The sequence below is a fragment of the Chitinophaga rupis genome (genome assembly GCF_900109685.1).
GTDB lineage: Bacteria > Bacteroidota > Bacteroidia > Chitinophagales > Chitinophagaceae > Chitinophaga > Chitinophaga rupis.
This window is the reverse complement of sequence record NZ_FOBB01000004.1, coordinates 377,932-391,502: the sequence shown is the minus strand read 5'-3', so window position 1 is coordinate 391,502 and position 13,571 is coordinate 377,932. Positions and strand designations below refer to the sequence as shown.

General features: G+C 43.8%; 9 protein-coding genes. 8 read left to right on the top strand and 1 reads right to left on the bottom strand.

The features are described 5' to 3' along the window. Nucleotides 1-60: 60 nt before the first annotated feature. Complete coding sequence (locus BMZ54_RS18435; protein ID WP_143081060.1) at nt 61-882, bottom strand: hypothetical protein; 822 nt, start codon at nt 880-882, stop codon at nt 61-63. A 790-nt stretch (nt 883-1,672) separates the two neighbouring features. Between BMZ54_RS18435 and BMZ54_RS18430 the strand changes: the two genes are divergently transcribed. The 8 genes from BMZ54_RS18430 to BMZ54_RS18380 all read left to right on the top strand — a co-directional run bounded on the left by BMZ54_RS18430 (nt 1,673) and on the right by BMZ54_RS18380 (nt 13,557). Continuing rightward, nucleotides 1,673-3,349: a tetratricopeptide repeat-containing sensor histidine kinase gene (locus BMZ54_RS18430; RefSeq protein ID WP_089915142.1), complete on the top strand. Its 1,677-nt coding sequence runs from the start codon at nt 1,673-1,675 to the stop codon at nt 3,347-3,349. Then, on the top strand, nt 3,346-4,011 hold the full coding sequence (locus BMZ54_RS18425; RefSeq protein WP_089915139.1) for a response regulator: 666 nt from the start codon (nt 3,346-3,348) through the stop codon (nt 4,009-4,011). The genes BMZ54_RS18430 and BMZ54_RS18425 overlap by 4 nt, the downstream gene beginning before the upstream one ends. A 1,019-nt stretch (nt 4,012-5,030) precedes the next feature. After that, a complete protein-coding gene (locus BMZ54_RS18405) occupies nt 5,031-5,591 on the top strand; it encodes a hypothetical protein (RefSeq protein WP_089915127.1) in 561 nt (186 codons plus the stop codon). 12 nt (nt 5,592-5,603) lie between these two features. Further along, complete coding sequence (locus BMZ54_RS18400; RefSeq protein ID WP_089915125.1) at nt 5,604-6,596, top strand: DUF4407 domain-containing protein; 993 nt, start codon at nt 5,604-5,606, stop codon at nt 6,594-6,596. A 69-nt stretch (nt 6,597-6,665) separates the two neighbouring features. Further along, on the top strand, nt 6,666-7,754 hold the full coding sequence (locus BMZ54_RS18395) for a type I restriction endonuclease (RefSeq protein ID WP_089915122.1): 1,089 nt from the start codon (nt 6,666-6,668) through the stop codon (nt 7,752-7,754). A 143-nt stretch (nt 7,755-7,897) separates the two neighbouring features. Next, a complete protein-coding gene (locus BMZ54_RS18390; protein WP_089915119.1) occupies nt 7,898-8,458 on the top strand; it encodes an RNA polymerase sigma factor in 561 nt (186 codons plus the stop codon). Between the two features lie 234 nt (nt 8,459-8,692). Continuing rightward, nucleotides 8,693-9,862 (top strand): FecR family protein, encoded by a 1,170-nt coding sequence (locus BMZ54_RS18385; RefSeq protein ID WP_089915116.1) that lies wholly within the window; start codon nt 8,693-8,695, stop codon nt 9,860-9,862. 389 nt (nt 9,863-10,251) lie between these two features. Beyond that, a complete protein-coding gene (locus tag BMZ54_RS18380; RefSeq protein WP_202909284.1) occupies nt 10,252-13,557 on the top strand; it encodes a SusC/RagA family TonB-linked outer membrane protein in 3,306 nt (1,101 codons plus the stop codon). Nucleotides 13,558-13,571 lie beyond the last annotated feature (14 nt).

Sequence of the window (13,571 nt, the reverse complement as noted above, 5' to 3'; positions counted from 1 at the left end):
TAATTCCAAGATACGTAAGAAGAGGCATAGCCAGTATATATTAATCTCCCCTGCTGAGGTTTAGTTACTATTCGTGATCGTACCCGGGTGGATGTACAGGTCAATTATATATTTAGTGATCGGCTTTAGCCGGCGGCCATAGACAATAGGATGCTCCCCTCCCGACGTATAGAATTCAAATTTGTTATCAATTTTTGAATACCAAACCTTTCCTATAGCCAGGTAGGTAATAGTGTCAGGTGTAGTTATTTTCCTGAAGTTTTTCACTTTCACCGTATCCAACGCTATGATCATCACATTCGGTATTTTCTGATCGCAAGCTATAGGCTTGTAGTGATCTTCACTCCAATACATACAGCCGCCGCTGTAGTCGGGCCCTGTATATATACTCTTCCACAACCACGCGCCACCTGTTGCCAATACCAGCGACAACACAACGGTGGCCGCGAGCCTTTTCGTAGATCTCCCCTTTTTTACTTGTTTCCCAGCTTCTTCTGTTTTAGTCTCCACACTTTCCTTCTCATTTTCTCTCTGTAACCCGATCGGAATTCCGGTAAATCCGATAATTCCGGCCGGTGTATTACGCTCGTTTGCAGGCGGATTGCCCGTGGGGTATTCTATCGTTCCCAGCTCGCCTGCTTCCGGATTGGTATCACTTAACGGCGGATCTGCATTCGGCTCACCGGAATAGCTTTTCCCCATTTCCCAGGGCCTGCCGGGAAGGTCAATTAACCAGGCGAGGAGCTCAATATTCTTCGGATCTGTCTTTTTGGACTTCCCATTCAGATAGTTCACAAGTGGTTTGAACTTATCCGTATCGTACCGTTGAATGATCGACAGGCAGCTTTTCGATTCATCCAGGTCTCCACAGAACGCCCTCACAACCTTTTCATCCCGCCTGCTTATACCTTGAGTGCACCTCATTACACACGCGTCTTTGAAACTTGCGGGGGTCAGGAGCAGCGAACCGTAAGGCAGCTTATTGTTTGCCTGTTTTTGCTCAAAGGTTTGCCGAACCAGTCGTTCGTAGTCAATAAAAAGTGTCGCCATAAATGAAATTATAAGACTGAATAATAGGAATAGAGCCGGTATTACCGGAATTACACGTGGAATATTTAGAATCCACGGAATTATTGGAATTGTTTGTAAATCAGCCTGTTAACCCGTTCTATCTTCGTTTTGCAATCAGGTAATGCCTCCATAGCTAAGGGGCTCTCTGTACAGAACCTATTCACATCGGGCAAAGAAAGCGGAAGCCGCTAGCCGGCTTGGGAAGCGACGATCAGCTTCCGTGATCCACGCCCACACTTCCCAAAAAAAGTAAGAAGCGCTTCTTCACTCGCTTAAAACTCCGCTGCCGGCAGCCCCGGCAACCGGCAGCTTCATTTCTCACTTTTAAAAATCAAAAAAAATGTACTCTCTTATATTAAGTTTCTTCCTGGCATTCTTATGCCCCAGCCATTCCAATAATGGCAATAACCATAACAATGGTGGTCAGGTTACTACTTTGGATGATACCGGTGGAGAAACCGGAACAATCCCTCCAAGGAAACCGAACCCTTGATGTAAACTTCCGTGGGGCAAGATCTTTCTTGCCCCACTTTCTTAATACCGGTCAATAATACTTCGTCAAAATTTGAAAATTCGATACTTTTAAGAGAAATAACCATCAGTGCGACCCCTATACGCTATCCTGTTAATGCTGTTTTCCGGTCTTTGGGCCTGCAAGTCAAAGCAGAATGCCCTGCAACCAATTTCTGCACCAACCCTGGAAAAAGGAGAATCTTTCTTCAACAACAATAATGACTCAGCCTTCTATTATTTTAATCTCGTCGCAACAAGTGCTACCGACAGTTTGGTAATTGCAATGGCCTACACTTATATGGGCATTATCCAGGCATATGAAGGAGACCATTATGGAGGCCAGGAAAGTTTGTTAAAGTCCCTCACTTACCTTCATGAACACAGGAACAAAGATCAGGAATGCTTAAGCTCAGACTATCATGAGCTGGGCAATATCTGTCTTAATCTCAAAAACTATGAAGCAGCCATCGATTACTATCGTAAGGCGCTCAGATATATAAAAGATCCGGACGACAGGGCCATTGCTTTGAACAGTATAGCCCTGACCTATCAGAAGAAAGGCGACTATGATCAGGCTATCAATCTATACAGGTCCCTGCTGGTTAAAAATAAAGAACAGAAGAAAGAATATGCCCGGGCACTTTCCAATTATGCGAGAACAAAGTGGCTTAAAGATCCCAGCTATCCTGCCGCACATGAGCTTAAACACGCATTGCAGATCCGTAAGGATTCAAATGACAGCCGGGGGCTTAATGCCAGCTACGCGCATCTGTCGGATTATTATTCAAGCTCCATGCCTGATTCCGCGCTTTATTATGCGGAGAAAAGGTACGGGATCGCCAGGCAGATGAACAGTCCGGATGATGAAGCTGAAGCACTCGCAAAACTTATTACACTCAGCCCTCCCAAATTGTTGAAACCTTATTTTATTCGTTACCAATACCTGACAGATAGTATCCAAACGGCAAAGAACGCAGCCAAGAACCAATTCGCATTAATCCGGTATGAAGCTGCAAAGAACAAGGCGGATAATCTTCAGCTGCAAAAGGATAATGCGCAAAAAGAAAACCAGCTGATTGTGCAATGGTTCATGTTGGTGCTGATCATCCTGATCTCTATTTCCATCGGGATTTTCATGATTCAGCGGTACCGGCGGCGCCGCCAGCAGATAGAGATAGCATCCCGGCAGGCGATACAGGAACATCAGCTTAAGACCTCCCAAAAAGTGCACGACGTGGTGGCAAATGGCCTATACCGTATCATGACAGATCTTGAGTATAAAGGACCTGTTGACAAGGAATCATTGGTCGATAAGATCGAGATACTGTATGAGCGGTCACGTGATATCTCGTACGAGGAGCCCACGATCTCAAGGCTTCCTTTTCATGAAAGAATTGAAGATCTGTTGAGTTCCTTCGGGTCCGACGATACCAGGGTGCTGATCTTTGGAAACGGCCCCACTCTCTGGAACCATGCCAATGCACAGGTGCAGATTGAAGTTGAACATATCCTGCAGGAATTGATGATCAACATGAAAAAGCACAGCCAGGGACATTCAGTAGTGATAAAGTTCGAACGTCAAAACAACCAGCTCCATATACACTACACCGACGATGGCATTGGTCTTCCACCGCAATTTAAGTATGGAAATGGACTGAGGAATACGGAAAACCGTATTAAAAGAATTGGCGGCCAGTATAAATTTGAACATCCCGATAAGGGATTAAAGATGCACATTTCCTTCCCAATAGCTCAACCATCATGATTACAAAGGTATTGATAGCCGAAGATCACGAAAGTGCTAATATTTCCTTGCAGAAAACGCTGGAAGACCTGGCCATCGCCGATACAGCGCATGCTTATTATTGCGATGACGCCCTGAACAAGGTAGCGATAGCGCTTAAGGCCGGCAGCTCATTCGATCTGCTTATTACCGATCTGTATTTCGAGCCGGATGCTTGCAAACAGACCCTCTCCGGAGGAATGGAGCTGATTGCTGCCGCCAGGAAAATACAGCCCGATCTGAAGATCCTCGTTTTTTCGGCGGAAAATAGACCCGCTACCATTGACCTGCTCTACAGCCAGCTTGATATCGATGGTTTTGTACGTAAAGCCAGGAATGACGCCAGAGAGCTTAAAGAAGCGATCAACGAAATAGCCAAGCATCGCCGTTATTTTCCCCGGCATATCAGGCAGCTGATCGAGAAGAGGAATGTTTACGCCTTTTCGGAATTTGATATCAGGATTATTACATTGCTTGCACAGGGAATGCTGCAGAAAGACATACCTGACCACCTTCAACAGAACGGAATAAAGCCATCCGGCTTAAGCAGCATAGAGAAAAGGCTCAACCAAATGAAAGAGGCGCTTGGTTTTTCCAAGAATGAACAGCTGGTAGCTTATTGCAAGGATCTGGGCGCGATATAAACATCTTCAGAAAAAATCCCGCTACAAACCACCCATTACGGTTTCCCGTAAAAAAAGTACTTTTTTGAAATATACTTTTGGTTCATAAAAAAACATCACTATGAAACAACAGTATTATGTAAACGACCATCCCCAATCCAATGGCGATCATGAGGTGCACGTTACAAGCTGCAGATTTTATCATCTTATGCGTAGTAAAACTGACCTGGGAGAATTTGACTCATGCCAGGAAGCTGTTCGCGTAGCAAAAAGACGTTATTCTACGGCGAATGGCTGTATTGTATGTTGTACGCCTTGCCATACGAGATGATCAGGAGTGCTCTTCTTTGTTAACCCTTATTATTTGAATCGATTGGCCATGAAAATCCTATATGCCTGGCTGCTTGTAAGCTACATTAACTGCAACCAGATCAGGGTGTATGTCTGCGACAGCAAGAGCGCCACGAGGTACCACTACAAATCGGACTGCCGTGGTCTAAGCAATTGTAAGCACCGGATCATCAGCATGCCGGTTGAGAAAGCGATGAAAGACAGGACCCTTTGTAAATGGGAGCAATGAATGACTGCAACAAGAATTACATTTCAATAATCTCTTACCTGTGTTATTATGAATACTCCGAATGATCCATTGTACAAGTATCTGCAATTTAAGGAACCCGGATCTTACCGCAGATATATTCAGGAGGAGATGCCCAAACAATCCCCTCCTGGAACGCCTCCGGAAAATGTTCCCCTGAACGTTCAATCTCACGGCAGTTATGGTGCACTTTTATTGCACCCTAACTGGAAGGCTAAACGAAAAGAAATACTGAGCCGTGACCTGAATCGTTGTGTGCATTGTAAAAACAATACAGATCTGCAGGTACATCACCGGCAATACCACTTCATGGCAAGTCAGCAAAAATTCCGTCTTCCCTGGGACTACCCTGACCATTTACTCATTACGCTTTGTGAGTCCTGTCATAACAAGGGACATAATAAATACAAAGTACCAACAATCACCATTTAATAAAATATGTATGGGCTTATTTGATATTTTCAACCGTCAGCGCCAAAATGGGCATGACCACACTATGGCTGTTGAAGCCGCCATACCCGATATTCCGGAAACCACTTTTATAGAAAAGGCAAAACCGGAACAGCCGGAAGAAAAGGTTATTCCGGCCTTCAATGGCGGAATACATCTTCTGTATGATTTTCTTGACAAGAATTATGAATCCAAAGGGTATAACGACGCGTTGATGAATCCTGACACAACCCATCTGGATCAAAATGTGATCGCTTTAAAGAATGACCTGGAGAGGTCTATACGAAAGGTAAAAACGTTCTATGAAGACTTTATCAGGCAGATCAATTTTCACATAACCAGTAGAAGCAGAAGCGGAATGATAGATACCGTGGAAGAACTCACCGTCAAGAAAGAAACCGCCGAAAGTCATATTAAGCAGGTCATAGAGATTGAAGAGCAGGCAAAACTTAACGAGGGTGTGGGGCACGGCATCATTATTAGCTATACCCGGGGGTTCAGGAATGGGCTTGCTGCAATTTCCGGTCACATTATCCTGAATAAGAACTTTTAAAATCAGAGCATTATGAAACACCTATGGATCCGTTTCGGCTGCTTCATGACCGGTTACAACTACAACATTTTAAGGAACTGTAGCGAAGCAGCTTTTAAATCGGTGAAAAAGTACACGGCAGCCATGCTGATCGTTTGTATTCTTTGGTTTTTTATCGGATTTACCTTTGCGCAGCGTTACCTGGGGCTCAGCCTTCCAGGTTGTATGCTGGCAGGTATACTGGCAACAGTGATCATTGTGCAGGTTGAAAAACAGATCGTCTTATCCATCAATCCAGGCCGGATGCTGCTTATATTCAGAGGCTGTCTGGCTTTAATGATGTCTGTTTTAGGGGCGGTGATCATCGACCAGATATTGTTTGAGAAGGATATTGAGATCGAAAAGATATCCTACATCTCAGAGAAAGTAGATGTGATTTTGCCCTCGAAAACGGAAGAATTAAGAAAGCAGATTGCTGCGCTGGACACGACAATTGAGAAAAAAGAAGAGGAGAGGGGAAAGTACATGGATGATATCAGCAAACATCCCAATCAAACAATCCTGAATACTCAGACACAGTCAAAGATGGTACCTATTCCTGGCAAAACATCTTTAGGACAGGATACGATCATTTTTAAAAGAGAAAATACTTCTATTACTGCGACTAGCACAGTGCCAAATCCTAAAGCGGCATTCATACCATCCCTCGATTCTACCATCGGTGCTTTGCGGCAACAAAAGATCCTGGAGGAAAAGGAATTACGCGACATAAAACCTACGATTGAGACGAAAATGGAAGCAAGTATCGGATTTCTGGATGAGTTGAAAGTGATGGTGCGATTGATGTCGGGATCCCGTGTTGCATTGTATTTCTGGCTTCTTTGGATCCTGTTCTTCTTTTTTATAGAAATGCTCGTATTATTCAGTAAGATGGGAGACCAGTCTAATGATTACGAGAAGGCAGTATTACATCATATGAACTTGCAGATCCGGCGATTGAATGTGCTTGAGAAGGGGTTTGAGTAGTGAGGAGGATCGTAGAGTGATATGTTTCTATAACAAGTTCTGATAAAGTAAATACAAAAAAAAATTAACATGGATTTTAAAGACGAAATTAAGCTCTTCGGCGATAAGGTCGAAAAGCTTAAAAGCCAGATCCAAACAGAGGAGGCTACTAAAAATGCTTTTATTATGCCTTTCATTAAGGCCCTGGGTTACGATGTATTTGACCCGTTTGAGGTAATGCCGGAATTCATTGCGGATATCGGGATCAAGAAGGGCGAAAAAGTTGACTATGCGATCCTGAAAGAAGGCCAGCCTGCTATATTGATCGAATGTAAACATTGGGGAGAGAGCCTGGATCCGCATAACTCTCAGCTTTTCCGGTATTTTCATACTACAGCCGCTAAGTTCGGCCTGTTATCTAATGGAATAATTTACCGGTTTTATACAGATCTTGTTGAACCGAACAAAATGGACGAAAAGCCATTCTTTGAATTCAATGTTACGGATATAAAAGACAACCAGATCGAAGAATTAAAGAAGTTCCATAAGTCATATTTCAACATAGAAAATATTCAAACCACTGCGAGCGAGCTAAAATATATGAATGAGCTCAAAACGCTGATAAGTGTTGAATTTCAAAATCCCTCTGAAGGGTTTGTTAAACTGTTTGCAAAACAGATATACCGGGGAATGCTCACATCAAAGCTAGTTGACCAATTTAGTGCGCTTACAAAGAAGTCGATACAACAGTACATAAACGATCTAATCACTGAACGGCTTACATCTGCATTGAAAAAGGAAAACGATGCGGAACAACCCGATGCTGAAAAGGAATTAGCAGTAACAAAGGCCGAAGAAAAAGGCTCGTTGATCGAAACTACGGAAGAGGAAAAAGAAGGCTACCTGATCGTAAAGACAATTCTCCGGCAGAAGATAAAGCCCGCCAGGATAGTATACCGGGATGCGCAATCTTATTTTGCAATACTGCTGGATGACAATAATAGAAAAACGATATGTAGATTGTATTTGAATGGTTCCAGAAGATATATTGGCACCTTTGATGAACAGAAAAAGGAGACGCGGACAGAAATTTTAACGGTTGATGACATTTTTAAATTTGAAGAAATACTTCATAAGACCGTTGATTGGTATGATGCAGAAAAGGTTCCGGCAGGTTGATGCTACCTTTAATCCAATATTTCCATAGGCTGCAGCAGGTAATTTCAGAAAATGAACTTAATATGAACAACAGTTAACATACAGTTTACAATCAATTGTTTATTTCGGGGAATTATTTATAGCTTTATTCAACGATTATAAACATGGGCGGGCTGCATACTTTTGATGATCTGAAATTACTCAGCTTACTGCAAAACGGTAATGCCAGCGCATTCGACGTGCTTTATAATCGTTATTGGGACAGGGTATTAAGTCTGGCTTATCGAAAAACCGGTGACCTTATGGAAGCCGAGAATATCGTGCAGGATGTTTTTGTTTCGCTCTGGAAAAGGCGGGAAAGCCTTAAAATAAACGGTGATTTTGCCAATTATCTTTTTATTTCTATAAAGTACAGGGTACTTAAAGTGCTTGCTAAAAGAGCTTCTTCACGCTCGGTTGATTTAGAACAGGTCAGCGGTCTGCTGGGCGATTCCCCCCAGGAATACCTGGAATTTGAGGAGATCCGCGAACGCCTGGAAATGATTGTTAGCAAATTGCCGGAAAAGAGCCGGTTGGTTTATCAATTGAAAAACGAGGATAAGTCCTACAAGGAAATTGCTGCTGCGCTAAACTTATCGGAAAAAGCCGTAGATGCCCATTTATTGCGCGCCCGGCGAAAACTGCGAATAGAACTTGGCAGTTTTTTGGGCGGCTTTTTGCTTTAATCCTTCTCTCCCCCAAATTTTTCATTTTTTTTTTTGCGGGTTTTAGCCAACCAGGGGTACTTATAATAAAGTGACCCAAATGGATATGTTATGACTATTCCCCTCTATAGGAATAGAACCTGGTGGTTTTTGGGCTTTTGCTTTAATCCTTCTTCCCTCAAATTTTTTATTTTTTTTTGCGGGTTTTGACCGGCGGCGGGTACTTATAATAAAGTAACCAAAATTAAACACAGCATGACTGTTCCTTCAAACAGGAACCGGCTTCAAAAGCTGGCCAGGAATTATCTGAAAGGAAAACTTACTGTATCCGAACAACAGGAGTTCGACGAGTGGTTTTTAAGCGAAGATGCAGAAGAGACAATTTTAGAAATAGGCCTGACACCACTCGAGCATAAAAGGCTGATGCTTGCGCGTATCCATTCGGAGGCCGGTATTGTTCGGCAGGAAGCAAGGAGAAGATGGCTTTGGCCCAGAATAGCAGCGGCAGCTTCAGTTATAATAATCCTTTCATACGGGGCTTTTTTGCTTTTCCCGGGCAAACCGGTTAAAAAGCAAGCGGCCCACGCGATCCAGGATATAGCTCCGGGAGGCAATAAAGCCATTCTAACCCTCGCTAACGGGGAAAAAGTCCAGTTAAATGGAACTAAAAATGGTTTCATAGCCCAACAAGGTGGCGTTACTATCGCAAAACGGGAAGATGGCCAGCTGAGTTATACCGGCGGCCAGGCCGCAGCTGCCAGCGGTGAATTATTCAATACCGTGGAGACGCCGCGGGGTGGAAAATATCAATTAACACTTGCCGATGGAACAATTGCCATACTGGACGCTGCCTCATCTATTCATTACCCGGTAGCATTTAATGGTGATCAACGCAGCGTTCAAATAACAGGGCAGGTTTATTTTGAAGTCGTACACGATGCACGCAGGCCTTTCAAAGTGAGTGTTAAAGGTCAGGTGATAGAAGATCTGGGTACTAAATTCAATATTAATGCATACGATGACGAGCCTGTCATTAGAACAACGCTCGTGGAAGGCAGCATTGGCCTTAAAACATCATCCCAGTATATAATTTTAAAACCTGGCCAGCAAGCGGTTAATTCAACCGGAAATCCAGTTACAAATGTTGTTGCCGTGGATATTGAAGATGCTTTGGCCTGGAAGAACGATAATTTTTTGTTTAATAACGAACCACTCGAAAGTATCATGCGAAAGATCTCGCGTTGGTATGATGTAGACATTCAATATCAGAAGGGATTTAATTTAAAGGAATCTTATTTAGGGGGACTTACGCGCTACTCGAATGTATCACAAGTATTAAAGATGTTGGAGATAACCGGCGAGGTCAGATTTGAGATAGATGGAAAAACCATCAGGGTCATGCAAAAAAAAAGAAATAATATATAAATGATCACCCAATAAATTAAGCCAACTATGAGATAAGAAAACAAGATCTGATCAGCTCTCTGACAAGCGGCCAAAAATTAAGCGGAGGTGTTGGAGCACCCCCGCTAGATGACTGGCTACTGATGATATTTGCTGCGAACAAAAATTTTCAATATTAACCAGTAACACAAATGTATAATATTTATCCACGTTTTTTTTGTGCGTCTTTCGGTGGCACTAATAAATTCCTATTATTTATGAAGCTTACTGCCATTTTAATCCTCGCAGCCTTGTTCCAGTTGCGGGCGGAAACATTTGCTCAGCGGGTGAATTTTGTCCATAAGAAGACAACCTTTGAGCAAATCGTCCGGGAACTAAGGAAGCAAACCGGCTACAATGTATTAGTCTCGGTGAACAAGATAAAAGACATTTCCCCTAAGGATGTTAATTTTAAGGATGCCACCATCACAGAGGTGTTAGATACTTATCTCAGGGATCAGCCCTTAAGTTACGAGATCCAAGGAAAGCTCATTTTAGTTAAGGAAAAGGAATTGACAAAGGCTGCTTCGGTAAACGTTACCCTGACGATTAATGGAAAAGTGCAGAATGAGAAAGGTGAACCGCTAACCGGCGTTAGCATAAGGGTGAAAGGAACGATGGATGGTGTGTCCTCCACCCAGGAAGGCAATTACTCCATCACGGTCCCTGATGCAGCTGCCATCATTGTTTTTAGTTTCGTCGGTTATCAGACACAGGAATATCCTGCAGGTAAAGTGCCCGCATTGCTAACGCTAAACCCGGCGGCATCCGATCTGTCAGCGGTTGTTGTGGTAGGATATGGTACGCAGAAAAAAGTAAACCTTACCGGCGCTGTTGATCAGGTATCTGCCAAAGCACTGGAAAATCGCTCGCTGCCAAACCTAACCCAGGGCCTGCAGGGTTTACTACCGAATTTAAACCTGGTGCCTGCGGACGGTAAGCCCATACAATCACCCGGCTATAACATCCGCGGCACCACCTCCATAGGCCAGGGAGGTAATGCGCTGGTTTTGATCGATGGCGTTGAAGGCGATCCCAGTCGTATAAATCCCAATGATGTAGCAAGTGTTACCGTTTTAAAAGATGCAGCATCAGCGGCTATCTATGGAGCCCGGGCAGCTTTTGGGGTAGTGTTGATCACAACTAAAAGCCCGTCAAAGGATAAGATAAGCGTTACATACTCCTATAATCAGTCATTCAAAAGCCCCACCACTGTACCTGAGTTAGTTACTAACGGCTATCAGTTCGCCAGGCTTTTTAGTGAAGCTTATACTGCCTGGTATGGAAGCTCCCAAACCGCACAGAATATCAATAAAACCGTAAAGTTTTCAGCAGAATATCTGGCTGAGCTGCAAAGAAGAGACGCAGACCCCAGCTTGCCAAAAGTTGATGTAAATGGTGCAGGCGAGTATGTATATTACGCAAACACAGACTGGTACAAGCTGCTTTACAAGGATCATACTACGGCAACAGACCACAACTTATCCCTTTCCGGTAGCAGCGGCAAAGCCGACTTCCTGGTAACAGGGCGGATATACCAGCAGGATGGCCTGTTCAGATATAATTCTGACGACTATAATATTTACAACTTTAGGGCTAAGGGATCACTGCAGGTTTTCCCATGGTTGAAAGTATATAACAATGCCGATTATTCTTCGATGAAGTATCATAACCCGTTAAATGTTGGTGAAGGCGGCGGTATCTGGATAAATATGTCGGCAGAAGCGCATACGGTAGCGCCGCTGTATAATCCTGACGGAACATTAACCTATTCAGCCGCTTATACCGTTGGTGATTTTGTCTATGGTAAGAACGGCTATGATTTTGATAAAAAGGTATTTCGCAATACTACCGGCTTTGAGGCACGCTTTCTTGACGATCAGTTCAGGATAAAAGGTGACCTTACTTTTCAGAACACAGATAATAACACCTTTGTAAAAAGGGTACCTGTGCCATATAGCCGGAAACCGGGAGTGATCGAATATGTGGGTTCGGCCTTTAATGATATTACCCTTACGTTCCAGCCTACCCGGTACCTTGTAACAAATATTTACGGCGAGTTTGAACCTAAGTTGAGCGGTGGGCACCATGCAAAGGTATTAGCCGGTTTCAATTACGAGCAATCTACGTTTCAAAGTACAGCCGTTCAGCGTAACGGCCTGGCCTATCCGGATGCAAACAACATCAATTTAGCATTAGGTCAGTCTATAGTTACTTCAGGAGATTGGGACAGATGGAAAGTAATAGGAGGTTTTTACCGTTTAAACTATGATTATAAGGGACGTTATCTGCTGGAAGGCAATGGGCGTTATGATGGATCCTCCAAATTTCCTTCCAATCAGCGCTATGCTTTTTTCCCTTCTTTATCTGCTGGCTGGCGGGTGTCCGGAGAGCCTTTCTGGCATATTTCGCCGAAGATCATCACGGACCTTAAATTCCGCGGCTCTTACGGTTCATTAGGTAATGGTAGTATCAACTCCTATGTGTTTCAGGAGCAATTCAATATCAGCCAGCTGGGACGTATTTTAAATGGCGTCCGTCCGCAGGCCACAAGCTCGCCAGGTGTATTGCCGGATGGCTTGACCTGGGAAACTTCAAGAACCCAGAACATTGGTATGGATCTAAGTGTGCTGGACGGAAAACTATCTGTTTCAGGAGACCTTTACACACGGAAGACCCTTAACATGTTCACATTAGGTCCATCACTGCCAACCGTTTTTGGAACAGCATCTCCCAAAGGTAATTATGCCGATCTGAAAACAAAGGGTTGGGAATTGTCGGTTACCTGGCGCGACAGGCTTACTGTTTCCGGTTCCCCGTTTAACTATGGTTTAAGAGCTACGCTTGCTGATTATAATGCAGTGGTCACCAAATACAATAACCCCGATAAAAGGTTGTCTGATCATTACGTGGGTGAACAGATTGGCGAGATATGGGGATATCAGAATGCTGGTTATTTTACATCGGCAGAGGATATCGCTAAGTCTCCCAAACAGATCCTTGTAAAGGCATCTAATACAGGAACGCTTGCTCCCGGCGACATCAAATTCGCAGATCTGAACGGAGATGGCGTAATAGATGCCGGCAATAATACGGTAGGAAATCCCGGCGACCGGCGGATCATAGGCAACGCCCTTCCTCACTATACCTTTGGATTTAGTATGGATGCCGACTGGAAAGGCTTTTTCATCGGGGCGTTTATACAAGGAGTAGGTAAACGCGATTGGTATCCGATCGGCTCCACCGGAACCTTTTGGGGCCAGTATGCCTCCCCTTATTTTAAAGCAACCGTAAATCAGTTAGACAAAATGTGGTCCCCGGAAAACCCGGATGCCTATTTCCCAAGGTTTGCAGGATATAAAGCCGCAGGCAGCAATGAGCTTGCTCAGAGTCAGACCAAGTATCTTCAAAATGCCGCTTACGTACGGTTGAAGAACATTCAGCTTGGTTATCACTTACCCATCAACCTCATTAAAAAGATCGGTCTCAATGATGCACGAATGTATGTGTCGGGGGAAAATCTATGGACCTGGTCACCGGTCTTCAAAAATACACATGACATTGATCCCGAAAGTATCGGCGGTTCGGACAGGATCGTATCCGATGGGTCGGTCGGTAATGGCAACAACTATCCAATATTGAAGTCAATCACTTTTGGGCTATCCGCAACATTTTAACAATTAAAGACATT

What these genes read in the sequence shown, in the direction of transcription:
- BMZ54_RS18425 (WP_089915139.1), top strand. Translation starts at nt 3,346, where the DNA reads ATGATTACAAAGGTATTGATAGCCGAAGATCACGAAAGTGCTAATATT.
- BMZ54_RS18405 (WP_089915127.1), top strand. Translation starts at nt 5,031, where the DNA reads ATGGGCTTATTTGATATTTTCAACCGTCAGCGCCAAAATGGGCATGAC.
- BMZ54_RS18400 (WP_089915125.1), top strand. Translation starts at nt 5,604, where the DNA reads ATGAAACACCTATGGATCCGTTTCGGCTGCTTCATGACCGGTTACAAC.
- BMZ54_RS18395 (WP_089915122.1), top strand. Translation starts at nt 6,666, where the DNA reads ATGGATTTTAAAGACGAAATTAAGCTCTTCGGCGATAAGGTCGAAAAG.
- BMZ54_RS18390 (WP_089915119.1), top strand. Translation starts at nt 7,898, where the DNA reads ATGGGCGGGCTGCATACTTTTGATGATCTGAAATTACTCAGCTTACTG.
- BMZ54_RS18385 (WP_089915116.1), top strand. Translation starts at nt 8,693, where the DNA reads ATGACTGTTCCTTCAAACAGGAACCGGCTTCAAAAGCTGGCCAGGAAT.